Raw genomic sequence first — 25,140 nt, forward strand, 5'->3', positions numbered from 1 at the left:
CATCACTGATGAATGCCGGAGCCGCCCTGATCATCCTCGTGCTGCGCGCCCTGCTTGCCCAGGCAGTTGCCCGCGACGCCGTGGCCCATTCGGGAGAGACAGCGTCCGGTCAGGCACCGACATAGGCGGCGAGGTGCTCACCCGTCAGGGTGGAACGGGCGGCCACAAGGTCAGCGGGCCTGCCCTCGAAGACCAGCCGGCCGCCGTCGTGCCCCGCACCCGGGCCAAGGTCGATAATCCAGTCGGCGTGCGCCATGACTGCCTGGTGGTGCTCGATGACGATGACCGACCTGCCGGAATCGACGAGCCTGTCGAGCAGGCCCAGCAGCTGTTCGACGTCGGCGAGATGCAGCCCGGTGGTGGGCTCATCGAGAACGTAGACCTCGCCCTTCTCCGCCATCTGCGTGGCCAGCTTGAGCCGCTGCCGCTCCCCGCCGGAAAGCGTGGTGAGCGGCTGGCCAAGCGTAAGGTAGCCAAGGCCGACGTCAGCGAGCCGGTCTAGGATCTTGTGCGCCGCGGGAGTCCGGGCTTCCCCGCTTCCGAAGAAACTCTCGGCTTCCGCCACCGGCATGGCGAGCACCTCGGCAATGTTTTTGCCGCCCAGCTTGTAGTCCAGCACCGACGCCTGGAACCGCTTCCCCTCGCATTCCTCGCAGGTGGACTCCACAGTGGCCATGACGCCGAGGTCCGTGTAGATCACACCCGCGCCGTTGCACGTGGGGCAGGCACCTTCCGAGTTGGAGCTGAAGAGCGCCGGCTTCACGCCGTTGGCCTTCGCGAACGCCTTGCGGATGGGCTCGAGCAGGCCGGTATATGTTGCCGGGTTGCTCCTCCGCGAACCGCGGATCGCCGCCTGGTCTATGACCACCACGCCTTCGCGGCCAGCGACCGAACCGCGGATCAGCGAGCTCTTCCCTGAACCGGCAACGCCGGTAACGACGCAGAGCACGCCGAGAGGGATGTCGACGTCGACGTCGCGGAGGTTGTGCGTCGAGGCGCTGCGCACCTCCAATGCACCGGACGAGGAACGCACCGAATCCTTCAGGGCAGCCCGGTCGTCGAGGTGGCGGCCGGTGGTGGTGCCACTCCTCCGAAGGCCCTCCACGGTGCCCTCGAAGCAGACGGTGCCGCCCTCCGTGCCGGCCCCCGGTCCGAGATCGATGACATGGTCTCCCATCGCGATGGCCTCGGGCTTGTGCTCCACGACGAGCACCGTATTGCCCTTGTCCCGCAGCTGCAGCAGAAGGTGGTTCATCCGCTCGATGTCATGCGGGTGCAGACCGATCGTGGGTTCGTCGAACACGTAGGTAACGTCGGTGAGGGACGAGCCAAGGTGGCGGATCATTTTCGTGCGCTGCGCCTCGCCGCCGGAGAGCGTCCCCGACGGCCGGTCCAGTGAAAGGTACCCCAGTCCGATCTCGGCAAACGAATCCAGCAGGTGCTGCAGCCCGGCGAGCAGCGGGGTCACGGAGGGTTCGTCGATGCCTCGGACCCAGCCGGCCAGGTCGCTGATCTGCATCGCGCAGACGTCGGCGATGTTGCTGCCGTTGATCTTGGAGGACAGCGCCTCCTTGCTGAGCCGGGTGCCGCCGCACTCGGGGCAGGTTTGGAAGGTGATGGCCCGCTCCACGAACGCGCGGACGTGCGGCTGCAGCGAATCAACGTCCTTGGACAGCATCGACTTCTGGATCTTCGGGATGATGCCCTCGTAGGTCAGGTTGATGCCCTCGACCTTGATCTTGGTCGGCTCCTTGTAGAGCAGATCGTGGAGCTCCTTTTTGGTGAACTTGCTGATCGGCTTGTCCATGGTGAAGCCGGCACCGCTGAAGATGCGGCCGTACCAGCCGTCCATGCTGTAACCCGGAATGCTCAGCGCGCCCTCACTAAGGGATTTGCTGTCGTCGTAGAGCGCCGTGAGGTCGAAGTCACTGACATTGCCCATTCCTTCGCAGCGCGGGCACATGCCGCCCAGCCGATTGAACGTCGCCTTCTCGGCCTTGGTCTTGTTGCCGCGCTCGATGGTGATGGCGCCGCTGGCCTTCACCGACGGGACGTTGAACGAATACGCGTTAGGCGAGCCGATGCTGGGCTGGCCGAGCCGGCTAAAGAGAATACGCAGCATCGCGTTGGCGTCCGTGGCTGTGCCCACAGTTGATCGGGGGTTGGCCCCCATCCGCTCCTGGTCAACAATGATCGCGGTGGTCAGGCCCTCCAAAACGTCGACGTCGGGCCGCGACAACGTGGGCATGAATCCCTGCACGAAAGCGCTGTAGGTTTCGTTGATCATGCGCTGCGACTCTGCGGCAATTGTTCCGAACACCAGCGAGCTTTTGCCCGAACCGGAGACACCGGTGAAAACGGTCAGCCGGCGCTTGGGGATCTCAACGCTGACGTCCTTGAGATTGTTCTCCCGGGCGCCGTGCACCCTGATGAGGTCGTGGCTGTCCGCCACGTGCAGGGCGGAAGACCGGCTCTCCATCGTGGTGGCCCTGCTTGTGTCCATGCCGTCACCGGTCCTGAAGCAGGCCGAGAACGTTTCCGTCCGGGTCGGTGACGCTGGCCACCAGACGTCCTCCGCCGACGTCGCGCGGCTGTTCCTTAATGGTGGCGCCTGCGGCCGTCACTTCAGCCAGCTTTGCCTCGATATCCGGCACATGCCAGTAGGCCACGGGGGATGTCATGCCCTGGGGGCCGCCGCCGGGCACCAGTCCGATGTGCTGCCCTGCGGCCTCAAAGCCCACGTAGTAGGAGTCGTCGGTCTGGGGCGGAACCCCAAGCAGTGCCGTGTACACCGCCTTGGCCGCTGCCAGATCGGATACCGGATGCAGCACCGTCTTAATTCCCTGCGTGGATGAGTCGGCCATGGTCTCTCCTGACGTGGTGGGTCTGTCCATCGCAGACATCCTAGCCGTGAGTCAGGTCCCTGCAGGAGTCCCGGCTGAGGCCAAGCACCGGCCGCCGGGTGCCTGAGGTGACTAAGCCAGTGTGATCAGGTCCAGGTAGTCCTCATTCCAGAGGTCTTCGACGCCGTCGGGCAGCAGCACCACACGCTCGGGGTTGAGCGCCTCGACGGCGCCTTCGTCGTGGCTGACGAGGACGACAGCGCCGGTGTAGTTGCGCAGCGCACCCAGAATCTCGGCACGGCTGGCCGGATCGAGGTTGTTGGTGGGCTCATCGAGGAGCAGGACGTTCGCGCTGGAGGCCACGATAGTGGCCAGGGCCAGGCGTGTCTTCTCACCGCCCGAGAGCACTCCGGCGGGCTTGTCGACGTCGTCGCCGGAGAACAGGAACGAGCCAAGGATGCCGCGGACTTCGGCGTCCTTCATGTCGGGGGCGGCGGAACGCATGTTTTCCAGGACGGTGCGGTCGTGGTCGAGAGTCTCATGTTCCTGGGCGTAGTAACCCACCTTGAGCCCGTGGCCCGGAACAATATCGCCGGTATCGGGCCGGTCCACACCGGCGAGCATCCGCAGCAGGGTCGTCTTGCCGGCACCGTTAAGCCCCAGGATGACGACCTTGGATCCCCGGTCGATCGCGAGGTCAACGTCCGTGAAAATTTCCAGCGAGCCGTAGGACTTGCTGAGCCCTTCAGCCGTAAGAGGGGTCTTGCCGCAGGGGGACGGGTCCGGGAAGCGCAGCGCGGCCACGCGGTCCTGCTCGCGGACGGCTTCGAGGCCACTGAGCAGCCGCTCGGCACGCTTGGCCATGTTCTGTGCAGCCACGGCCTTGGTGGCCTTGGCCCGCATCTTGTTGGCCTGGTCCATGAGAACCTGGGCCTTTTTTTCTGCGTTGGCGCGTTCGCGCTTCCGGGCGCGCTCGTCAGTCTCACGCTGCTGGAGGTAGCGCTTCCAGCCCATGTTGTAGAAGTCGATCTGGGCGCGGTTCGCGTCCAGGTGGTAGACCTTGTTGACGGTGGCTTCCAGCAGTTCGACGTCGTGGCTGATCACGATAAGCCCGCCCTGGTGGTTTTTCAGGAAGTCACGGAGCCAAGAGATGGAATCGGCGTCCAGGTGGTTCGTGGGCTCATCCAGCAGCATGGTTTCCGCGTTGGAGTAGAGAATGCGGGCCAGCTCCACGCGCCGCCGCTGTCCGCCCGACAGGGTTTTGAGGGGCTGGTTGAGAATTCGTTCAGGCAGGGCCAAATTGGACGAGATGGCAGCCGCTTCGGCTTCGGCCGCATAGCCGCCCCCGGAAAGGAATTCGGCCTCGAGCCGGTCATACCTGCCCATGGCCTTGCTGTGCACCACCGGGTCATCACTGGCCATGTCCGTCTGTGCCTGCTTCAGCTTGCCGACCACCACATCCAGGCCGCGCGCAGACAGAATCCGGTCACGGGCCAGCTGCTCCATGTCCGGCGTCCGCGGATCCTGCGGCAGGTATCCGATCTCGCCGCTGCGGGTCACCTTGCCCGCGGCAGGCAGGCCCTCCCCCGCCAGGACGCGGGTGAGGGTGGTCTTGCCCGCGCCGTTCCGCCCGACGAGGCCGACCTTGTCACCTTTGTCGATCCGGAAGCTGACCTGATCCATGAGCAGCCGGGCGCCGGCGCGCAGTTCAAGATCCTGGACGGTAATCAAATCAGGTATGGCCTTTCACAGCAGGGAAAGCAGCGGCACAGGGATAACAAGCGGCGTTAACGTAGGTGCCGGGGCGGTATGGCCGAGAGAACGGCCTGTACAAGTCTACCGGTCAGAGGCCCACTCCCCCTACCTGGATGATGCACTCCCTGTCTGCATCAGCGCACACCCTGAAGTCCCCTGCCTGTTACCGGTCTTTGTTCGCCGCATTCAGACCCGGCCCCGGCGCCTTGTAGAAGAGCTACAAAATCCGCCTGCCCGGGGGTCAGTATCGTCAACACCAGCCGATAATTGTTTGTATCTCTCCGACAGGACGACCCATGACCCAAACCCATTCCGTGACCAACCGCCCGGCGAAACGCTCCCGCTGGAATGCCACCGACCTCGGTCTCATCGCCGTTTTCGCGGCGCTCGTAGCCGGCTCTGCCCTCGTCGCCGCCATTCCGGTCGGCGGGCTCGGCGTTCCCATTACGCTGCAGACCCTCGCCGTCATGCTGACCGGCCTTGCCCTGGGACCCGGCAGGGCTTTCGGGGCCGTCGGGCTCTACACCCTGCTGGGGCTTGCCGGACTCCCGATCTTCAGCGGCGGACGCAGCGGCCTGGGAATCCTGGCAGGCCCCTCCGCGGGCTACATCATCGCCTTTCCGCTTGCCGCGGCAGTGGTCGGCTGGCTTGCCGCCCTCGTCATCCGGCGCACTCTGAAGTACCGGGGGGTCCTTCTTTTCGCCGCCACCATGGTGACGAGCATTGTGGTGATCCACGGGCTCGGGGTACTCGGCATGATGGTCAATGCAAAGTTGGACTGGTCCAAGGCGTTCCTCGCCGACCTCGCCTTCTACCCCGGAGACACCATTAAGAACGTCCTGGCCGTTACCGTGGCCCTGGCCCTGCACAAAGCCTTCCCGGATCTGCTGGTCCGCCGTGTCCGCCCGCTGGGTGCGACTCCTTCCGGAGAGAAGGCGTCCGGGCAGCCTTCTCCCGGCCAGCCGTGACAGCGATTACCCTCACCGGCGTCGGGGTCCGGGTGGCCGTGGACGGCCGTCCGGACCCCAAGGTGCTGCTTCAGGACGTCACGCTGGACTTGCCGGAGCGCAGGATCGGCGTCATCGGCGCCAACGGTTCCGGCAAGTCCACGCTGCTCCGGCTCCTGAACGGCCTGGTAGCGCCCACCGGGGGAACGGTCACCGTCAACGGAGCAGACACCATCCGAAAGGTACGGGCTGTCCGGCAGCAAGTTGGCTTCGTCTTTACTGATCCGCTGTCGCAGCTGGTCATGCCGACCGGCCGGGAGGACGTTGAGCTGTCCCTGCGGCGTTCGATTCGGAATGGAGCCGAACGCCGGGCGAAGGCCGATGCCGTACTGGACCGGTTCGGATTGCTCCCGCTGGCCGACCAGAGCATCTACGAGCTGTCCGGCGGTGAACGGCAGCTCCTTGCGCTGGCGACCGTGCTGGCGGTCGAACCCGACGTGCTGGTCCTCGACGAGCCGTCAACCCTCCTTGACCTCCGTAACCGCGAGCTGCTCCGCACCACACTCGCGGGCCTCCGCCAACAGGTCATCATGTCCACCCATGACCTTGAGCTTGCCCTGGACATGGATCGTGTCCTGGTGGTTGAGGCCGGCCGGATCGCGTTCGACGGCGGTGCTGGCGCCGCCGTCGCGTATTACCGTTCGCTGTGCACAGGTGGAGGTGCGCTACCCACCAGTACGCTACCCAGCAGTGCGCTTTCCAGCGGCGCCGGCGTGGACGGCAAGGACACCCTGTGAGGGGCCACGGCTTCCTGCTGGCGAACTATGTTCCCGGCACCTCCCTGCTCCACCGCACTCCCCTGTGGCTCAAGTTCCTGGTGGTGGTGGGCTGCGGCATGGCGTCGTTCCTGATTGTCGACTGGCGGCTGTCCGTTGCGGCTTTTGGCGTGATGTCGGGTCTGTTCCTGCTCAGCGGCGCGGGGGCTGGCCGGCTTTTTCGTGCCGTCCGGCCGCTGCTGCCTATCCTGCTCGCCATCGGTCTGTTTCAATGGTGGCAGCTTGGGGCGCCGGTTGCGGCCCGCATCGTCCTGAACGTGCTGCTCTGCGTGGTGGCGGCGTCGCTGCTGACCGCCACGACCCCGCTGCAGCGGCTGCTGGACGGCGTCGTCTCCCTCGCCCGCCCGCTTAGGCGCTTTGGCGCCGACCCGGAACGTTTCGCCCTCACCATCGCCATCATGCTGCGCAGCATCCCCTTTATCGCCGGCGCTTTCGCCGATGTTCGGGATTCTGCACGTGCCCGCGGCCTGGAGCGCAACCCCCGGGCGCTCATTCTGCCGGTCTTTATCACCACCGTTGCCTATGCCCGCCATACAGGAGAGGCTCTGGCGGCTCGGGGACTGGGCGAGCCTGAGGACGACTGACGCCGGCTGCAGGTCATCGGAGTAGATGGCTGCTCGCTCCCAGCCTCCTCCTGGCTCATATTGCCTGGTATTGGCTAAGCAGGCAGAACCCGTCCCGGCGTTCCCGTCACCACCATGTGCGGCCCGTCGGCCAATATGCCCGTGCCCTACCGGTCCCCGGCGTGATGGAGGCTAACTCCTTGGTGCAGTTAATGGCTCAGTGCCTCGAGGGTGACACCGGTGTGCTCTGCCAGCTGCGCCAGCAACGACTCCTGAAACTGTTCATCCTTGACCGCCGGGTGAGGGGTTTGGCGATGCTGGTGGAACCAGTAACCGCCGCTGGTCAGCGCGGCCGGCTCGCTGCTCGTTGCCAACCACTCCTGGGTGCGATGGCCAAGCCGCAGATCATCAGGTGCCGACGGCCCGCCCATCCGCGTCGGGACCCACCCCGGATTGACGGCGTTGCTCAGGAGGTGTGGAAAAAGGCGGGCTACCGCAGCCGAGAGCGCCGTGAGGTGAAGCTTGCTGGTCGAATAAGACGCCGTCACCACCTGACCCGCCCAGTCCAGACCGCTCAACCCGGTGTCGCCGCCACGGTGCATGCCGCTGCTCAGATAAATCAGCCGCCGTGGGCCCGGAATGAGGGCCGTCAGCAAGTACGGGGCAACCACATTTACGGGCAGCAGCGCGGGACCGTTGAGCACGCCCGCATTATGAATCATCACGTCAATCCCGCCGATCCGGTTCGCGTCGTCGGCGATCTGCCGGACCTCGGCCGCGTCGCCCAAGTCCCCTAGGAGGCAATGCGCGCCGCGATCGAGCAGGTGCTGCACAGCCGTCATCCTTTGACGGGAGCGGGCGTGCACGAGAACGTCATGTCCTTCGCCTAGCAGCGTTTCCGACGCAGCGAGGCCCAGACCATCAGTAGACCCTGTGATGAGAATCCTCGCCATATCGGGTCCCTCCCTCTCAATTGCTGTCAGCGCCAAAGCGGGTCGGCGTGGATCTACAGCCGGATGTGGCGGAACAGCGCCGCAGTGCCCATGCCCCCGGCGATGCTGATCATGGCCAAAGCCAGCTTTCCCCGATACGCGGTATCCGAATCCGCTCGTGCTGGCACCGCTCCTGTTGGCGCCGAAGCCGCCTGAGCGTGCGCGGCTTGCCCCGCCCTACGGGCCTGGGCCAGCAGCCTTGTGACCAGCACGGCCCCGGACGCTCCGTAGGCATGACCCAATGCCAGGGCACCGCCGTCGGCATTCGCATGCGCGGGGTCAATGCCCAAGCGCTGAAGGCAGGCAATGGTCTGCGACGCGAAGGCTTCGTTGAACTCAAGGAAGTCAACAGTGCCGGCCTCCACCCCACACGACCCCAGAAGCCGTGACGCGGCGTCGGCTGCCCCGATGCCCAACAGCCGAGGATCCACTCCGGCCGTATCGGTCCCCAAAACCAGCAGGGCGTCCGCGCCGCCCAGTTCCCTGGCGCGCGCCAACGAGGTGATCACGACGGCGGCGGCACCGTCCGCATCGAAGCAGGAGTTTCCGGCCGTGACCGTTCCGGTTTCGACGAAGGCGGCAGGGAACCGCGCCATCAGGGGCTCGTTGAGCTTGGGCCTGGGCCCGTCGTCTGCCTTGACTGTCCCGGCGTCTGACTCCAACGGGACAGTCTCCCCGACGAAGGCACCCGCGGCGGCTGCAGCAACGGCCCGGCGATGGCTGCGCAGTGCAAACTCGTCCTGCCGTTCCCGGCTGATGCGGAACTCGGCAGCAACGTTCTCAGCCGCCACGCCCATGTCGGGGTCACCGAGGCTGTCCGGGGCGAACCGGGCGCGGCTGAAAAAGGCCGGTTCGCCGTCGTCGTTCCGGTGTGCCCGCAGCGGCGCGGTACTGATGCTTTCCACGCCCCCGGCGAGGTAGATCCCCCCGCTGCCTGCCGCCACGAGGCGGGACGCAAGGACAATGGCGTCCAGGCCGGAACCGCATTGGCGGTCGACTGTGAGGCCCGGAACGGTCACGGGCAGACCGGCCTCGAGGGCCGCCAGCCGCGCGACGTTGCCACTGCCCCCCACTGCATTGCCCATAACGACGTCTGCCACTGCTGAAGGTTCGACGCCAGTTTCGGCCAGTAGCGCCGCGAGGACGGGCGCAAGAAGTTCGTGGGCTCGGAACTGCCTGAGCAATCCGTTGGCCCGGCAAATGGGCGTACGCAACGCCGAGATGATGACCGGCTGCCGCTCGGGAGGAAGGAATCCGGGGCGCTGCACCTCCAGCGTGCCGGCGCCACCCACTGGTCCGTCTGCCTGGCCGCCAAGCTTGGATCCGGCTGCCTCAAACAAGGCGCTTCACCCGGGAATCACTGGCGGAGATCCAGTCGAGCATGATCCGCCTGCTGACTTTTCCGCGGTCCGTCATGGGCAGCTCCGTCAGCGCGAAATACTGCTGCGGCCTCTTGTCCCAAGGCAGGATTTCTTCAAGCCCGGTCTTCAGCTGCGTGGCAGTGACTCCCCCATGTGACGGGATAATGCCGGCCACCACCCGCTGTCCTCGAACATCGTCCGCCATGCCGGCCGCGACAGCCGAGGCGACCCCGGGGACTGAAGCGAGGGCAAGTTCCACTTCGTGGGGGTAAACGTTCTTACCGGCGGTGATGATCATGTCCGAGCGGCGGCCAAGGATGTGGAGTTCGCCGTTTTCGAGGTATCCCTGGTCTCCCACCGTGAACCAGCCGTTGAAGGACCGCAGTGCCTGGCCGTCGTCGCCCCAGAGATAGCCGTTGCTGACCATGCCGCTGCGGACACAGATGTTTCCGGCTACGCCGTCCGGAAGGACGACGCCGGCGTCGTCCAGAATCCGGACCTGCACGCCAGGGAATGGCCGGCCGATGCCGGTTCCGCCGGCATCAAGGGGCGTGCCGGCCGGCAGCCCGATGCCCGACACGAAACTCAGCTCGGACGCGCCGTAATACTCGTAGATCGTGGCGTTGGGGGCCCAACGCCGGGCTGCTTCCAGAGTGCGGGCGTCCAGCTTCGAACCTGCGCAGATGATGGTCCGCACCCCTGAGGCGTCAACACATCCCGTGAGTCCACGCTCGCTCAGCATGCGCAGCATTGTGGGAACGAGCACCAGCCGCGTGATGCCGTCGTGGCCAATGGCAGTGTGCACGTCCCCGACGTCGAAGGATTCCAGGGTGTGGAACTCCGAGCCGGCGTACAGACACTCGGCAAGGGCGTAGAGATTCAGGCTGGAGGTGAGCGGACCGGGAGCCAGGGTTTTGTCCTCCTGGCTGAGGCCGAAAAACTGCATCGAGGCCTCGAAGGATTCCTGCCATGATCGCCGCGAACGGGTGAACGCCTTCGGCACGGACGTGGTTCCGGAGGTCAGACCGATCAGGAACGAGGTCCCCGGGTCGCCGTCCACCAGCAACACGTCTGCGGGCTCCGCCCCGGGTGCGATCCGCCCTGCGGCGCCGTAGCCAGGGACGGCAACCGGCCCGGGCACCGCCCGGGACGCTGTGCCCAACCTCCCGACAATCTCGTCCAGCAAGGGTTCCGGCCACGACGGATCCAGGACAGCACATTGCCGCTCTCCCGCCACGGCTGCGGTGAAGGCCACAGCAAAGTGCGTCGAGTTGCGTTCGGCAAGGACGGTAATCCCTGCGGGGTTGCCGGCGGCCGTGGCCTCCGCAGCGTCGCGGAGTTCGGCCCAGCTGAGACGCCGGCCGGCCACGACGACGGCCGTGTCATCCGGGCGGTCAGCAGCCCAGCGCTGGAGTCTGTTGAGGAAAGGCATCGGATCAACTTTACCGGCGGAAACCGCCCGGCCCCTGCTTGGCAAGACTATTGTGACACCATGAGTTTCAATGACGGGGTCGAGCTCGACCCATCCCAGGTGGAAGACCGGCGTGGCGGCAGAATGGGCCGCGGCACGAAGATCGGCGGAGGCATCGGCGGCGGCGTGGTCCTGCTCCTGGCGGCGTTGTTCGGCATCAACCCGCAATTGCTGGAAGGACTCGTCGGCGCTGGCCAGGAACAACCCGGCCAGAGCCAGGGCACGGCGCCAAGTGAGTGCAAGCTCGGCTCCGACGCCGACCAGCGCCTCGACTGCCGCATCACCGGCACGGTAAACAGCCTCAACGCCTTCTGGCCCGCCTATCTTGCCGAGTACAGCCTGAGCTATCCGCAGCCGCGGACCGTGCTGTTTGAGGTCGGCACCAACACCGGCTGCGGCGCGGCGACATCAGAAGTGGGCCCGTTCTACTGTCCGGCTGACACCACGGCGTATTTCGATCCCGGCTTTTTCCAGGACCTGGTGGACCGATTCGGGTCCTCCGGTGGCCCCCTGGCCCAGGAGTACGTGGTTGCCCATGAGTTCGGCCACCACATCCAGAACGTGCTCGGGGACCTGGACCAGGCACAACGCGATCCGCGCGGACCTGAGTCCGGTGCCGTCCGCGTGGAACTGCAGGCGGACTGCTATGCCGGGCTCTGGGCCCGTTACGCCACCACGCAGAAGGATCCCAAGACGGGCCAGCCGTTCCTTGAGCCGCTCACGCAGCAGGACCTGAACGACGCCCTTTCCGCGGCGTCCGCCGTCGGGGATGACCGCATTCAGAAAGCGGCCACCGGTCGTGTCACCCCTGAAGCCTGGACACACGGCTCAAGCGAGCAGCGCCAACGGTGGTTCTACCGGGGCTACCAGAGCGGCAACATCGGCCAGTGCGACACCTTCAGCGCTGCGAAGCTGTAAAGGTGCAGAAGCCTTAACCATGCAGAAGCTTTAGGCAGTGCAAGGGCTGGAAGCACGACGGCGGCCGGTCACCTTCGCTGGGAAGGTGACCGGCCGCCGTCGTAATCCGAGGCTGGGGAAGCGGTGGGACTTAGATGTTGAACCCGAGGGCGCGCATCTGGTCCTTGCCGTCGTCAGTGATCCGCTCCGGACCCCACGGCGGCATCCATACCCAGTTGAGCCGCCACTCGTCCACGACGTCCTCAAGGGCCTGACCAACCTGCTCCTCGAGCACATCGGTCAGCGGGCAGGCCGCGGTGGTGAGGGTCATGTCGATCAGCAAGGCGCCGTCGTCGTCGGAGTACCGCAGTCCGTAGAGCAGCCCGAGATCCACGATGTTGACACCGAGTTCGGGGTCAATGACGTCCTTGAGCGCCTCTTCGACATCCTCCAGCGAGGTGCGGGATGCATCGATTTCGGTCATGGCGTGTCCTAACTAGGCCTGGACCGCAGGGGCAACCACGGCGGAACCGGCACCCGCGGCGTAGCGGTCGTAGCCTTCTTCTTCCAGGCGGTCGGCCAGTTCCGGGCCGCCCTCTTCCACTACCTGGCCGTTCACGAAAACGTGGACGAAGTCAGGCTTGATGTAGCGCAGGATGCGCGTGTAGTGCGTGATGAGCAGCGTGCCCATGTTGCCCTCAGCGTGCGCCCGGTTGACGCCTTCGGAGACGACCTTGAGGGCGTCGACGTCGAGGCCGGAGTCGGTCTCGTCGAGGACGGCGAACTTGGGCTTGAAGAGTTCGAGCTGCAGAATCTCCACACGCTTCTTCTCACCGCCGGAGAAACCCTCGTTAACGTTGCGCTGGGCGAAGTCGGCATCGATGCGCAGCTGCTGCATGGCAGCCTTGACGTCCTTGGTCCAGGTGCGCAGGGCGGGGGCCTGACCGTCGATGGCAGTCTTGGCGGTGCGAAGGAAGTTGGTCATGGTCACACCCGGAACCTCCACCGGGTACTGCATCGCGAGGAAGACGCCGGCGCGGGCGCGCTCGTCGACGCTCATGGCGAGGACGTCTTCGCCATCCAAAGTGATGGTGCCGCCGGTGACGTTGTACCGCGGGTGGCCGGCGATGGTGGACGCGAGCGTGGACTTGCCCGAGCCGTTGGGGCCCATGATGGCGTGGGTCTCTCCGGTGCGGATGGTCAGGCTGACGCCCTTCAGGATCTCCTTGGTGCCCTGCTCGGTGTCGATGCTGACGTGCAGGTCCTTGATCTCAAGAGTAGACATGTGTCTTGTTCTCCTCTGCACCGTGCCGGTCAGGCAAACGGTGCGGTCTTTGGTCTGGAAGGTGTTGAGTTCTGGTGCCGGCCGAAAGCCGGCCGGCTAGCTGAAGTTCGGGGCCTCGGCCCCGTTCAGGACACGGGTGAAGTCGACGTAAACCTCGTCACCGACGATGTCCACAGCGAAGACAGGGACGGGGTCGTAGGCCGGCAGCTGGAGCGGTTCGCCGGTGCGCAGGTCAAACTGCGAACCGTGGCCCCAGCATTCGATGGCGCAGCCCTCAACTTCACCCTCGGATAGGGAGATATCCGCGTGCGAGCAGGTGTCACCGATTGCGTGGATCTCGCCCATGGAATCCTTGACGATCGCGACAGGGTAGTCGTCGACCAGGATCCTCAGGGCCTGCTTGGGCTGGATCTCGCTGGCCTTGCAGACCAGCTCGCCCCTTGGTTGTTCAGTCATCCGTTGTCCTGTGACTTCCGCGGCTTAGCTGTGGGTTGCCGCGAGTTCGCGCTCAACAGCTTCGGTCAGGCGCTCTTCGAGGGCCGGTACCTTGATCTGCTGAATGATCTCGTTAAGGAAGCCGCGCACCACGAGTCGCCGGGCTACCTCTTCCGGAATACCGCGGGCCATGAGGTAGAACAGGTGCTCGTCGTCGAAACGACCGGTGGAGCTCGCGTGGCCGGCGCCTTCAATGAGGCCGGTTTCGATCTCCAGGTTCGGAATGGAGTCCGCCCGGCAGCCGTCTGTGAGGACGAGGTTCTGGTTCTTCTCGTACGAGTCGGTGCCCTCGGCCTGCTTCTGGATCAGGACGTCGCCAACCCATACGGTATGCGCGTTCTTGCCCTGCAGCGCGCCCTTGTACAGGACGTTGGACTTGCAGTTGGGCACGTTGTGGTCAACAAAGGAGCGGTGCTCCAGGTGCTGGCCGGCGTCTGCGAAGTAAAGGCCCAGCAATTCAGCCTCGGCACCTTCACCGGCGAAGCGGACGTTGGAGTTCAGGCGCACCATGGAGCCGCCCAGGGACACGGCGATGTGCTTGTACACAGCATCCTTGCCCACCTGGGCGTCGTGCTGGCCGAGGTGCTTGGCGTCGTCCTCCCAGAGCTGCACCGAAATAACGGTGAGCTTTGCGCCCTCACCGACGATGACTTCCACGTTGCCGTTGTGGTCGGCAGCACCGGTGTGCTCCACAATCACGACGCTGCGCGAGTTGGGGCCTGCCTCCAGCACCACATGCCCGTTCGAGCGGCGGCCAGCGCCGGTACCGTGGACGTGGATCCGGACGGGTTCAGCGGGCTCGGCCTCCGCAGGAATCACCACGTGAAGGGCCTCCTCCACGTTCGCGGAGGCGACGACGGCGGCACGGTCGGCCGGGGTCAGGACAGTTCCGCGCGGGGCGGCCTCCTTCGCCAGGCTGCCGCGGACGTAGCCTTCCGGGGCGTCCACGGTGACGGCGGCAGCCGGCTCAGGGCTGTTCTCCGTCGCCGTGTCCGAGAACAGGTTGGCCAGGCCGCGGACCGGTGTGAAGCGCCACTCTTCCTCGCGGCCGGTGGGCAGCGGGAAGTCGGCAACGTTGAAGCTTGTAAGCCGCTCAGCGCGCGAGGACATTACAGTCACACCGTGATTGTGGCTGTGGTCGACCTTGGCCGGGACCAGCGCCTCGCCTTCCTCGGTGAACCCTGCGATGGAAGGCGCTCCGATGCGGGCCTTTTCAGTAGTAATTTCGGCAGTCATTAACCGACGGATCCTTCCATCTGGAGTTCAATGAGGCGGTTCAGCTCGAGGGCGTATTCCATCGGCAGCTCACGGGCGATCGGCTCGATGAAGCCGCGCACAATCATGGCCATGGCTTCGTCTTCGCGCATGCCCCGGGACATGAGGTAGAAGAGCTGCTCTTCGGAGACGCGCGAAACTGTTGCCTCGTGACCCAGCTGGACGTCATCCTCGCGGATGTCGATGTAGGGGTACGTGTCCGAGCGGCTGATGGTATCCACCAGCAGGGCATCGCAGCGCACGGTGTTGGCCGAGTGCTTGGCGCCTTCACGGACCTGGACGAGGCCGCGGTAAGCCGCCCGTCCGCCGCCGCGCGCCACGGACTTGGAGATGATGGAGCTCTTGGTGTTCGGCGCGATGTGGACCATCTTCGAGCCGGTGTCCTGGTGCTGGCCCTCGCCGGCGAAGGCGATGGACAGGGTCTCGCCCTTGGCATGCTCGCCCGTGAGGTAAACGGCCGGGTACTTCATGGTGACCTTGGAGCCGATGTTGCCGTCGATCCACTCCATGGTGGCGCCTTCTTCGCAGATGGCACGCTTGGTCACCAGGTTGTACACGTTGTTGGACCAGTTCTGGATGGTGGTGTAGCGGACGCGTGCGCCCTTCTTGACCACAATTTCCACAACGGCGGAGTGCAGGGAGTCCGACGTGTAAATCGGGGCGGTGCAGCCCTCGATGTAGTGCACGTAGGAGTCCTCATCAGCGATGATCAGGGTGCGCTCGAACTGGCCCATGTTTTCCGTGTTGATACGGAAGTAGGCCTGCAGCGGGATGTCCACGTGGACGCCCTTAGGCACGTAGACGAAGGAACCGCCGGACCAAACGGCCGTGTTCAGCGAGGCAAACTTGTTGTCGCCCACCGGGATGATGGTGCCAAAGTATTCCTGGAAGATCTCCGGGTGCTCGCGCAGCGCGGTGTCGGTGTCCAGGAAGATGACGCCCTGGGCCTCAAGGTCCTCGCGGATCTGGTGGTACACCACTTCGGATTCGTACTGGGCTGCTACACCGGAGACCAGGCGGCTGCGCTCGGCTTCCGGGATACCGAGCTTCTCATAGGTGTTGCGGATGTCCTCAGGCAGATCTTCCCAAGTGGCCGCCTGCTTCTCAGTGGAGCGCACGAAGTACTTGATGTTGTCGAAGTCGATGCCGGACAGGTCCGCGCCCCAAGTGGGCATGGGCTTGCGGCCGAAGTACTTCAGACCTTTGAGACGAAGATCCAGCATCCATTCCGGCTCGCTCTTCTTGGCCGAGATGTCGCGCACGACTGCCTCGTCAAGACCACGGCGGGCGTTGGCTCCGACGTCGTTCTTGTCGGCCCAGCCGTACTCGTAGGTGCCGATGCCGTGCAGTTCGGGGTTCTTCTCCAGAATCTCCGAAATGACAGCAGTCTCAGCAACCTTGTTCTCTGATAGTTGGTCCGTCATAGCGGCCTTTCTTGCAGATGGTTGGATTCTTCGTTCAGGGTGTCCTGTCCGGCTCCGGGAGCACTGGGCCCCATCGCGGCCGGACGGCCTGTTGGTACGTGGGTGGTGCAGACGTGGCCGCCGCGGGCGAGGGTCGAGAGTCTTCGGACGTCGACGCCCACCAAGCGGGAAAACATTTCCGTCTCCACGTCGCAGAACACGGGGAACTGCCTGGCCAGCTGCTGGATCGGGCAGTGACCCTGGCAGAGCTGGACGCTGGACAGTGCTGCCGGCAGCGGCGCCTTGGCCTCGATGGATGCTGTGGAGGATACGAAGCCGTCACGGGACAGGGCGGCGGAGAGAGCCTGGGTTCGCGCCGTGATGTCGCTGCCCGCCTGCTCGACCTCAGGGGCATAGCGGCGTTCCATGTCGGCAAACCGCTGGGCAGCAAACGCGCGCACCGCTTCGGGGCCGGCGATTTCTTCCAGCTGCGTCAGCGCCGTACTCGCGATGTTCAAATAGTCATCGCCGAGAGTGGACTGACCCTCGGAACTGAGCACGTAGCGGCGCGCAGGGCGCCCGGCTCCCGCGCCTGCCCGTGCCACGCGCTTAACTTCGATGACGCCTTCACGCGAGAGGTGATCCAGATGGCGCCGGACCGCGGCCGGGGTAAACCCCAGGAGGTCGCCCAGTTCGGCCGCGCTGACGGGGCCGTGCTCCAGCACCGCATTGAGCACCCGGTCCCGCGTGCGCTCGTCACTGTCGGGCACAGGCGCCGTCGCGCCATGGGCAGGCGGTTTTCCACCGCGCAGTACGCGGATTCGCGCACCGGGCCCGGCCTTAGCCAGGGATGTGGAGTTGCTCATGGAATACACAACATAATCTTGTCGTAATTTAGTCCCGCCTTCCAGTAAGGTGAGGCTGACCTGCGCTGACAGGGGCGTGGCACAGGACGCCGACGCCGGAGCACATAAGAGACAGTACTACTTCACGTAGAATGCTGGGGTGCGATCCCCCAAATCCCCCGTTCTGGCCATCGACGGGCTCGTTAAGGACGTAGGTCCACTGCCCACCCTCGATGGCAGGATGATGAGGGTGGTGAGCGACGTCTCACTCGTCGCCGGCCGCGGCGAAGTCACCGCACTCCTCGGGGCCAACGGCGCAGGAAAAACCACCACCATTGAGTGCGCCCAGGGCCTGCAAAAGCGCAGCGGCGGCACGATCTCCCTGCTTGGGCAGGACCCGGGGCAGGCCGGTGCCGACCTGCGCTCCCGCGTAGGCGTCATGCTTCAGGAAGGCGGGCTCCCGCCGTCGGCCCGTCCCTTGCCTCTCCTCCGGCACATCGCCGGCATGTACCGGAACCCCCGGCCCGTGGAGGAGCTCGTAGAGCGGCTCGGCATTGATGCATTCAGCCGGACCACCGTCCGTCGGCTGTCCGGCGGCCAGAAGCAGCGGCTTGCCCTCGCGGCGGCGCTTATCGGCAACCCGGAGGTACTGTTCCTGGACGAACCGAGCGCGGGCCTGGATCCCCAGTCCCGCCAGCTTGTCTTTGAACTGATCTCAGAACTCCGGGACAGCGGCATGGGCATCATTCTGACCACCCACCTGATGGACGACGCCCAGCGGCTGGCTGACTACGTTTACATCATCGACGCCGGCAGGAACGTCGCGGAGGGCACAGTCGCCCAGCTGCTGCGGCACCAGACGCCGGAAATGACACACAAGGGCCACGTCCGCACCCTGCACTTCGAGGCGCTTCCGGGTCTCGACTTCACCGGCGTGCTGCCGCCCGAGGTGGAGGTCCGGGAAACGCGGGCCGGCAGCTACTCGGCCACCGGCGTGCTCACGCCGGAGGACCTCGCAGCACTGACCGTCTGGTGGGCGCAGCACGGCATCATGCCCGGTTCGATGAGCATGGAGGCGCGAAGCCTCGAAGACGTTTTCCTCGACATTTCCGGAAGGGACGTCCGATGACCTCCACCCTTGGCAGCACTCCCGCTCCCCTGCTGCGGCGCATCGTCCTGCACGGCAAGTACGAGGCCGTAACCATGCTTCGGAACGGCGAACAGCTGATTCTGGCGGTGGTGCTGCCGCTGCTGGCACTCGTTGGCCTCACCGTCACCCCGCTGCTGGACGGCATGGGTGACACCAGGATTAACGTGGCGGTCCCGGGCATCCTCGCCCTCTGCGCCATGTCCACGGCGTTTACCGGGCAGGGTATCTCCACGGGTTTTGACCGCCGCTACGGCGTCCTGCGGTTCCTTTCCACCACGCCGCTGGGCCGCGCGGGGCTCATTGCCGGCAAGATCATCGCCGTGCTCGCCGTGCTTGCCCTGCAGGTCCTCGTGGTCACGGGCGTGGCGTTGAGCCTCGGCTGGAAACCGGAGGCATCCGGGTGGCTCCTGGGGCTGGGCTTGCTGGTACTGGGTGCGGCCGCCTTTACCGCGATAGGCCTTTTGGTGGCCGGGACAGTCCGGCCGGAAGCAACTCTGGCGATCACCAACCTGCTGTGGATCCTGCTGGGAGCCCTAGGCGGCATCGTGATTCCCTCCGAGCGGCTGCCGCGCCTCGCGCAGGACACCGTGCACCTCCTACCCTCCGGTGCCCTCGGCGACGGGCTCCGCGATGCGTTCCTGCACGGCGCCCTGAACGGCACCGCCGTCCTCGTCCTGCTGCTGTGGCTGCTTCTTGCCGGCACAGCAGCCATCCGTTGGTTCAAGTGGAATTGAGATAACCAGTGAGTACGGCTTCGCGCCTCCCCCAGATCCTCGGCCGCGTAACCTCCAGGCTGCCGGTGTCCGTTGATCCAGCCATCCGCCGCCTGGCGGTGCTGTCCCTCGTGGGCCAGACCATACTGGTTGTGACGGGCGGCGCCGTCCGGCTGACGTCGTCCGGCCTGGGTTGCCCCACGTGGCCGCGCTGCACTGAGGCGTCGCTGGTGAACACGCCTGAAATGGGCATCCACGGCTTCATTGAGTTCGGCAACCGGCTCCTGACCTTCGCCCTGGCCGCCGTTGCAGCCATGATGCTCGTGTACCTGTGGAACCTCCGGAAGGAGCGCAGGGACCTCTTCCTGCTCGCCCTGGGCCTGCTGGCAAGCATTCCCGCCCAGGCAGTTATCGGCGGCATCACCGTGCTCACCAAGCTGAACCCGTGGGTGGTTGGCCTGCACTTCCTCGTTTCCATGGCGCTGGTGGTGTTCGCTACGCTGCTCGTCAACAGGGCCTATGGCCGGACCGGCGGCTTCATGGACCGTACGCTGCCGGCACTGCCAGGTGTTGCACGCCCAGTGATGACCGCCGTCGCGGTGTTCTCTGCCCTGGCGGTCATGCTTGGAGTCGTGGTCACCGGGGCAGGGCCACACGCGGGTGACGCGGACGCGCCTCGCAATAACCTCGATTGGGACCTGTTTTCCCACATCCATGCCGTGCCGGCCTACCTGATCACCGCGGGCACACTCTTCGCCTGCTACCTGGTCTTTCAGCACAGGATTACGGGCCCGTTCCGTTCAGCCGTGCTGATGCTCCTTGGCGTGACGCTGCTGCAGGCCGCCATCGGCTTCACCCAGTACTACAACGGCATCCCGGTGCTCCTTGTGGGGGCACACATGCTCGGAGCGGCCCTGCTGATGAGCACCGCAACTAACGCGTGGGACGTGGCGCGCTCCAGCCCGGCGCACTAACGAGGGCACCCTTCCCGAGCAGCTCACCGCGAACCCTCTCTCATATCCTGACGCCTCACGGCGGACGCTCTCTCATATCCTGACGCCTCACCGCGGACGCTCTCTCACATCCCGACGCCTCACCGCGCACGCTCTCCCAGCACCTGCGCACGTACAGCAAACGCTCCCTCACATGATGTGAACTGGTCCCCGATAGTTGGACTGGCTAAATGGGATTCTAGGCTGCAAGGGTCTGGGCCCGGTATTGCACCGGGCTCAGGCCCTTGAGCTTTGTGGAGATTCTTTTGTTGTTGTACCAGTGGATGTATTCCTCTATTGCAGCTGCCAGTGCGTCGGTGTTGAGGAATCGGACGCGGTGGAAGAGTTCTTCCTTGAGGTGGCCGAAGAAGTTCTCCATGACGGCGTTGTCGTAGCAATTGCCCTTGCGGGACATGGATTGGACCGCGCCGGCGTTCTGGATGAGGGTGCGCCAGGACGCGTGACGGTATTGGAAACCTTGGTCCGAGTGCACCAGCGGCTGCTGACCGGGCTGCAGACAGGTCAGGGCCTCACGCAGGGAATCGTTGGTGAGCGCCAGGTTCGGGGATAAGCCCAGCGAGTAAGAAATGATCTGCCGGTCAAAGAGGTCCATCACCGGTGAGAGGTAGAGCTTCCCGCCGCCGACGCTGAACTCCGTCACATCCGTAACCCACTTCCGGTTCGGCGCATCAGCCTCGAACTCCCGGTTCAGCACGTTGGGCGCTACCGCGCCCTGTTCGCCCTGGTAGGAGTTGTAGCGCTTCCTGCGCCGGACCTTGCGGGCCAACCCAAGGGCCTCCATTAGCTTCAGCACGGTCTTCTTCGCGACCGTCCACCCGTGCTTGAGTAGCTCCGTGTGGACCCGGCGGTGCCCGTACCGGCCATGGTTCGTTTCAAAGATCTCCGTGATCGCCGCTTTGAGCTTCTCTTTCGGGTCCGGCGCCTGGAGCCGGAGCTGGTGATAGAAAAACGTGGATCTGGCCAGCCCGGCGACGTCCAACAGGACAGCAAGGGGATAGTCAGCCTTGAGGGAAACGACGGCCTGAACCCTTACCGTCGTCCCTGTTCCCTCAAGGCCCGCAGTTTTCCCAGGTACGCCACCTCAGCGCGCAGCCGCTCGTTCTCCCGCCGCAACCGCTCAAGCTCCGGCAGCTCCCCAGTCGGCGGGGAATCGGGTTTCCGCGGTCTGCCCTTGGGCTTTGGCCGCAACCCGTCCTCACCGTCCATTCGATACGCCCGGACCCACTTTTGCAGCAGCTCACGGGAGGCCAAACCGGCCTCCACCGCCAACTCCGGGCCGGACTCGCCCGCGAGGAACCGCTGCACCAAGGCCAGCTTGAACTCGAAAGAGTAGGACTTCGCAGGCCTGCTCACCAGCACTCCTTGCCCATGAATCCTCCACCGCCCATACAGTGCCCTGACCGGTACCCAAGGCGCATCCAGCAACCGGGCCGCCGCCCGATAGCCGATGCCCTTCTCAAACAACGCTACAGCTGCCTCGCGCTGCGCCTCAGCCAATGAACTACGTGCACGCATAAAACTGCTCCCCGGAAGTCGGAACTGAATTTCTCAGTCCAACTTCCGGGGAGCAGTTCAATGTGAGAGAGCGTTTGGCGTTACAGCGCAGGAGGTGAGAGAGCGTTTCCCAAACCCTTGCTGGAGGTGAGAGAGCGTCGCAATATCCCTGCAGGACGTGAGAGAGCGCTGGGGGCTGCGTGGCTAGGCGCCCATTATTGCCGAGCCGACGAACGGGTCCACGGCCAGTGCGATGAACAGGAGCGTCAGGTAGCTGATAGAGCCGTGGAAGACCTTCATGGCACCCTTGTCGGAGAGGTCCCCGCCTTGGGCCCGGTTGTACAGCCCGTGGGATTCGTACAGGAACCAGGCGCCGGCCAGGACTGCCGTGACGGTGTACACCCAGCCGGCACCGCCGGCAGGAACCATGAGCAGAGAGCAGGCGACCATGGCCCACGCGTACAGAACCACCTGCACCGACACCACCTTGGCACCGGCGATGGCGCCGAGCATGGGCACCTTGGCGTTGCGGTAGTCCTCGCCGTACCGCATGGACAGCGGCCAGTAGTGCGGCGGCGTCCAGAGGAAGATCACCATGAACAGCACGACGGCGGGCCACTCAACAGTGTTGGTGACGGCCGACCAGGCGATGAGCACCGGGAAGCAGCCGGCCGCGCCTCCCCAGACGATGTTCTGTGCTGTGCGGCGCTTGAGGATCATGGTGTAGATGACCACGTAGAACAGGATGGCGCCGAGGCCCAGCCACGCAGAGAGCGGGTTCGCGCCGAACCACAGGATGGCGATGGCGGCCGCGCCCAGGAGCCAGGCAAAGACCAGGGCTTCCCGCGGGGTCACTTCGCCGGTAACCAGCGGCCGCTTTTCGGTGCGGTGCATGAGCTTATCGATGTCACGGTCAATGTAGCAGTTGAAGGCACCCGCGCTGCCCGCCGCAAAAGCACCGCCTACCAGCGTGGCAAGGATCAGGCCCAGCGACGGGAAGCCGCGCTGCGCGTAGATCATGGTGGGGAGCGTGCTGACCAGCAGAAGTTCAATGACCCGCGGTTTGGTGAGAGCAAGGTAGGCCTTCGCCTTGCGGGCTAGTCCGGCTTTTCCGTGGACCCTGGCTGAGGTCAGCGGCGTATCTGTTGTGCTCACGTTGGCAGTCACTCTGTTCTGTCTGGCGGTGCGGTCTGACTGATCTGCCCGAATCCTGGGTCCGGAATGATCCCTCAACGGCGGTTAATCGGGCGGGAAGTCCGCTGCGCGGTCCCTGCCTGCACGCCGGTGGCCTCCCGATATCATACCGCGGCCCCGCGCCGGTCCGTGGCATCGGCCGCACGACGCAATTCACGGAAAATGATTCCTCCGAGCCCGCTTCGATCACATTAAAGCAGCGGGCGAAAAAAGGTGATTCACAAAACAAAAATTGAGTCCATTAGGTGAGATTTCAGGCGCCCAGAGTGTGGAATCGGGCTAAGCTGTCTGCAGATCAGCGCACCGTGGGAGAAGGCGAGAAATCGCCTTCCCACTCCGTCGAGCGACTGAATGAAGATCAACGTTTCAATGGTGAACGGCTGGTAGTACAGAACGCAGCGGGCACCAGACTATGCCTCCCCGCGATATGTCCGTACCGCCTGCCGTCAGCACAGAGAGGGGCCCGGTTTTCGTGCCACATTTGGAAGAGCAAGAATTGTCCTGGACTGACTTGGACCAGCGTGCAGTGGACACTGTGCGTGTCCTGGCCGCCGACGCGGTGGAGAAGGTGGGCAACGGCCATCCCGGCACCGCTATGAGCCTGGCTCCGGCCGCATACCTTCTCTTCCAGAAGATGATGCGGCACGATCCGCAGAACCCGGACTGGATTGGGCGTGACCGGTTCATACTGTCCCCCGGCCACACGTCCCTGACGCTGTACATCCAGCTCTTCCTCTCCGGCTACGGCCTGGAACTGAAAGACCTGCAGGCGCTGCGGACCTGGGGCTCACTCACTCCGGGCCACCCCGAATACAAGCACACCGCTGGCGTGGAAATCACCACGGGTCCGCTCGGCCAGGGTCTCGCGTCCTCGGTGGGCTTCGCGTACTCCCAGCGCCGCCAGCGCGGCCTGTTCGACGCCGACGCCGCCCCCGGCACCAGCCCGTTCGACCACACCATCTGGGTCATCGCTTCCGACGGCGACCTGCAGGAAGGTGTGACCTCCGAGGCCTCGTCCCTTGCGGGCCACCAGGAACTGGGCAACCTCGTAGTTATCTACGACGAGAACCACATCTCCATCGAAGACGACACCGACATCGCGTTCACCGAGGATGTCCTGAAGCGCTACGAGTCCTACGGCTGGCACACCCAGCGCGTCGACTGGACCAAGACCGGCGAATACAAGGAAGACATCCAGGAGCTGTACTCGGCGCTGGTGGCGGCCAAGGCCGAAACGTCCAGGCCCTCCATCGTCTCGCTGCGCACGATCATCGGCTACCCGGCCCCCAAGAAGCAGAACACCGGCAAGATCCACGGCTCGGCCCTGGGCTCGGAGGAAGTTGCAGCACTGAAGGAAGTCCTGGGCTTTGACCCGGAGAAGTCCTTCGAGGTGGACGAGGATGTGCTGGCCCACGCCCGCGGCGTCGTGGACCGCGGCGCCCACGCCCGCAAGGCCTGGGAAGAGTCCTTTAACGCCTGGCAGTCCGCCAACCCGGAGGCCGCTGCCCTGCTCGAGCGCGTCGAGACCCGTCAGCTCCCGTCCGAACTGGACGCTGCCCTGCCCGTCTTCCCGGCCGGCAAGGACGTTTCCACCCGTGCCGCCTCAGGCAAGGTCCTGAACGCCATCGGCCCGGTCATGCCGGAACTGTGGGGCGGCTCTGCCGACCTCGCGGAGTCGAACAACACCACGATCGAAGGCTCGCCGTCGTTCGTTCCCGCTTCCAAGCAGACAGACGCCTGGTCCGGTAACCCCTACGGCCGGGTACTGCACTTCGGCATCCGTGAACACGCTGCCGCCTCGATCGTGAACGGCATCGCCCTGCACGGCAAGACCCGCGCGTTCTCCGGCACGTTCCTGATCTTCAGCGACTACCAGCGCCCCGCCATCCGCCTCGGCGCGCTGATGGGCGTGCCGTCGCTGTACGTCTGGACGCACGACTCGATCGGCCTTGGCGAGGACGGCCCCACCCACCAGCCGGTGGAGCAGCTGGCCTCCCTGCGCGCCACCCCGGGCCTGGACGTCGTCCGCCCCGGTGACGCGAACGAAGTCGCGGCAGCGTGGAAGACCATGCTTGCCAACCACGAGAACCCGGCAGGCATCGTGCTGACCCGCCAGAACATCCCCACTTGGGACCGCGGCGAAGGCGACGCCACCGGCGACACCTTCGCGTCCACCGCAGGCGTGGCCAAGGGCGGTTACGTCCTGGCCGAAGCATCCGAGGACGGACAGAGCGTACAGCCGCAGGTCATCCTGATCGGCACCGGCTCCGAAGTCCAGCTCGCCGTCCAGGCACGCGAAGCGCTGCAGGCCGAGGGCATCGCCACCCGCGTGGTGTCCATGCCCTGCGTCGAGTGGTTCACGAAGCAGGACGCCGCCTACCGCGAAGCAGTCCTGCCCGCGGCCGTGAAGGCACGCGTCTCGGTCGAAGCCGGCCTGGCACTGGGCTGGAAGGAGTTCGTCGGCGACGCCGGACGCTCCATCAGCCTCGAGCACTACGGTGCCTCCGCCGACTACAAGCGCCTCTTCCAGGAATTCGGCATCACCGCGGAAGCTGTCACCGCCGCCGCCAAGGATTCCCTCGCCGGACTCCAGTCCTGACAGCCCCGA

Annotated in this window: 23 protein-coding genes; 8 read left to right on the forward strand and 15 right to left on the reverse strand. The window is 65.2% G+C overall.

The features are described from left to right. Positions 1–109 precede the first annotated feature (109 nt). The 3 genes from M1E01_RS09835 to M1E01_RS09845 all read right to left on the reverse strand — a co-directional run bounded on the left by M1E01_RS09835 (position 110) and on the right by M1E01_RS09845 (position 4,574). Positions 110–2,503, reverse strand: coding sequence for an ATP-binding cassette domain-containing protein (locus M1E01_RS09835; RefSeq protein ID WP_457971435.1), 2,394 nt, complete (start codon positions 2,501–2,503; stop codon positions 110–112). A gap of 4 nt (positions 2,504–2,507) precedes the next feature. Further along, positions 2,508–2,864, reverse strand: coding sequence for a VOC family protein (locus tag M1E01_RS09840; protein WP_457971436.1), 357 nt, complete (start codon positions 2,862–2,864; stop codon positions 2,508–2,510). A gap of 111 nt (positions 2,865–2,975) precedes the next feature. After that, the gene (locus M1E01_RS09845) at positions 2,976–4,574 is read right to left on the reverse strand and encodes an ABC-F family ATP-binding cassette domain-containing protein (protein ID WP_457971437.1); all 1,599 of its coding nucleotides are present in this window, start codon (positions 4,572–4,574) and stop codon (positions 2,976–2,978) included. Positions 4,575–4,894: 320 nt separating this feature from the next. Here M1E01_RS09845 and M1E01_RS09850 point away from each other — a divergent pair, with 320 nt between their 5' ends. From M1E01_RS09850 to M1E01_RS09860, 3 genes are read left to right on the forward strand one after another with little or no spacing between them, the layout of a single operon-like run. Beyond that, the gene (locus M1E01_RS09850) at positions 4,895–5,566 is read left to right on the forward strand and encodes a biotin transporter BioY (RefSeq protein ID WP_457971438.1); all 672 of its coding nucleotides are present in this window, start codon (positions 4,895–4,897) and stop codon (positions 5,564–5,566) included. Beyond that, the gene (locus M1E01_RS09855) at positions 5,563–6,342 is read left to right on the forward strand and encodes an energy-coupling factor ABC transporter ATP-binding protein (protein ID WP_457971439.1); all 780 of its coding nucleotides are present in this window, start codon (positions 5,563–5,565) and stop codon (positions 6,340–6,342) included. The genes M1E01_RS09850 and M1E01_RS09855 overlap by 4 nt, the downstream gene beginning before the upstream one ends. Further along, complete coding sequence (locus M1E01_RS09860) at positions 6,339–6,965, forward strand: energy-coupling factor transporter transmembrane component T family protein (RefSeq protein ID WP_457971440.1); 627 nt, start codon at positions 6,339–6,341, stop codon at positions 6,963–6,965. Before M1E01_RS09855 ends, M1E01_RS09860 begins: the two co-directional genes overlap by 4 nt. A gap of 188 nt (positions 6,966–7,153) precedes the next feature. Here the strand turns inward: M1E01_RS09860 and M1E01_RS09865 are convergent, their stop codons facing one another. The 3 genes from M1E01_RS09865 to M1E01_RS09875 form a co-directional block, all read right to left on the reverse strand. Continuing rightward, entirely contained in the window at positions 7,154–7,897 is a 744-nt protein-coding gene (locus M1E01_RS09865; protein ID WP_457971441.1) for an SDR family NAD(P)-dependent oxidoreductase, read from the reverse strand. A 53-nt stretch (positions 7,898–7,950) separates the two neighbouring features. Next, the gene (locus M1E01_RS09870; protein ID WP_457974928.1) at positions 7,951–9,204 is read right to left on the reverse strand and encodes a thiolase family protein; all 1,254 of its coding nucleotides are present in this window, start codon (positions 9,202–9,204) and stop codon (positions 7,951–7,953) included. 64 nt (positions 9,205–9,268) lie between these two features. After that, the gene (locus tag M1E01_RS09875) at positions 9,269–10,729 is read right to left on the reverse strand and encodes a class I adenylate-forming enzyme family protein (protein WP_457971442.1); all 1,461 of its coding nucleotides are present in this window, start codon (positions 10,727–10,729) and stop codon (positions 9,269–9,271) included. 60 nt (positions 10,730–10,789) lie between these two features. Here M1E01_RS09875 and ypfJ point away from each other — a divergent pair, with 60 nt between their 5' ends. Continuing rightward, on the forward strand, positions 10,790–11,686 hold the full coding sequence (gene ypfJ, locus M1E01_RS09880; RefSeq protein ID WP_457971443.1) for a KPN_02809 family neutral zinc metallopeptidase: 897 nt from the start codon (positions 10,790–10,792) through the stop codon (positions 11,684–11,686). A 130-nt stretch (positions 11,687–11,816) separates the two neighbouring features. Here ypfJ and M1E01_RS09885 read toward each other — a convergent pair whose 3' ends face one another. The 6 genes from M1E01_RS09885 to M1E01_RS09910 all read right to left on the reverse strand — a co-directional run bounded on the left by M1E01_RS09885 (position 11,817) and on the right by M1E01_RS09910 (position 16,989). Next, complete coding sequence (locus tag M1E01_RS09885; RefSeq protein ID WP_457971444.1) at positions 11,817–12,149, reverse strand: metal-sulfur cluster assembly factor; 333 nt, start codon at positions 12,147–12,149, stop codon at positions 11,817–11,819. 12 nt (positions 12,150–12,161) lie between these two features. Beyond that, positions 12,162–12,950: a Fe-S cluster assembly ATPase SufC gene (sufC, locus tag M1E01_RS09890; protein WP_457971445.1), complete on the reverse strand. Its 789-nt coding sequence runs from the start codon at positions 12,948–12,950 to the stop codon at positions 12,162–12,164. A gap of 96 nt (positions 12,951–13,046) precedes the next feature. After that, complete coding sequence (locus M1E01_RS09895) at positions 13,047–13,406, reverse strand: non-heme iron oxygenase ferredoxin subunit (RefSeq protein WP_457971446.1); 360 nt, start codon at positions 13,404–13,406, stop codon at positions 13,047–13,049. Positions 13,407–13,430: 24 nt separating this feature from the next. After that, complete coding sequence (gene sufD / locus M1E01_RS09900) at positions 13,431–14,681, reverse strand: Fe-S cluster assembly protein SufD (RefSeq protein ID WP_457971447.1); 1,251 nt, start codon at positions 14,679–14,681, stop codon at positions 13,431–13,433. Further along, positions 14,681–16,144 (reverse strand): Fe-S cluster assembly protein SufB, encoded by a 1,464-nt coding sequence (gene sufB / locus M1E01_RS09905; RefSeq protein WP_457971448.1) that lies wholly within the window; start codon positions 16,142–16,144, stop codon positions 14,681–14,683. The genes sufD and sufB overlap by 1 nt, the downstream gene beginning before the upstream one ends. After that, positions 16,141–16,989 carry a helix-turn-helix transcriptional regulator gene (locus M1E01_RS09910; protein ID WP_457971449.1) on the reverse strand — a complete coding sequence of 283 codons (849 nt, stop codon included), beginning with the start codon at positions 16,987–16,989 and terminating at the stop codon, positions 16,141–16,143. Before M1E01_RS09910 ends, sufB begins: the two co-directional genes overlap by 4 nt. A 139-nt stretch (positions 16,990–17,128) precedes the next feature. On the opposite strand from M1E01_RS09910, the gene M1E01_RS09915 reads away from it, so the two are divergent. Genes M1E01_RS09915 through M1E01_RS09925 form a run of 3 tightly spaced genes read left to right on the forward strand, consistent with a single transcriptional unit; the run spans position 17,129 to position 19,805 of the window. Then, positions 17,129–18,097, forward strand: a complete 969-nt coding sequence (locus tag M1E01_RS09915) for an ABC transporter ATP-binding protein (protein WP_457971450.1) — start codon at positions 17,129–17,131, stop codon at positions 18,095–18,097. Next, entirely contained in the window at positions 18,094–18,852 is a 759-nt protein-coding gene (locus M1E01_RS09920; RefSeq protein WP_457971451.1) for an ABC transporter permease, read from the forward strand. The genes M1E01_RS09915 and M1E01_RS09920 overlap by 4 nt, the downstream gene beginning before the upstream one ends. Positions 18,853–18,860: 8 nt before the next feature. Beyond that, positions 18,861–19,805: a COX15/CtaA family protein gene (locus tag M1E01_RS09925; RefSeq protein WP_457971452.1), complete on the forward strand. Its 945-nt coding sequence runs from the start codon at positions 18,861–18,863 to the stop codon at positions 19,803–19,805. A 217-nt stretch (positions 19,806–20,022) separates the two neighbouring features. Here M1E01_RS09925 and M1E01_RS09930 read toward each other — a convergent pair whose 3' ends face one another. The 3 genes from M1E01_RS09930 to M1E01_RS09940 all read right to left on the reverse strand — a co-directional run bounded on the left by M1E01_RS09930 (position 20,023) and on the right by M1E01_RS09940 (position 22,505). Then, positions 20,023–20,823, reverse strand: coding sequence for an IS3 family transposase (locus M1E01_RS09930; RefSeq protein WP_457971453.1), 801 nt, complete (start codon positions 20,821–20,823; stop codon positions 20,023–20,025). Positions 20,824–20,873: 50 nt separating this feature from the next. After that, entirely contained in the window at positions 20,874–21,359 is a 486-nt protein-coding gene (locus M1E01_RS09935) for a helix-turn-helix domain-containing protein (protein WP_457971454.1), read from the reverse strand. A 183-nt stretch (positions 21,360–21,542) separates the two neighbouring features. Beyond that, a complete protein-coding gene (locus tag M1E01_RS09940; RefSeq protein ID WP_457971455.1) occupies positions 21,543–22,505 on the reverse strand; it encodes a heme o synthase in 963 nt (320 codons plus the stop codon). A 508-nt stretch (positions 22,506–23,013) separates the two neighbouring features. Between M1E01_RS09940 and tkt the strand changes: the two genes are divergently transcribed. After that, positions 23,014–25,131 carry a transketolase gene (tkt, locus tag M1E01_RS09945; protein WP_457974929.1) on the forward strand — a complete coding sequence of 706 codons (2,118 nt, stop codon included), beginning with the start codon at positions 23,014–23,016 and terminating at the stop codon, positions 25,129–25,131. The last annotated feature ends 9 nt before the right edge of the window (positions 25,132–25,140 follow it).

This window comes from Arthrobacter sp. D1-17 (assembly GCF_054130535.1).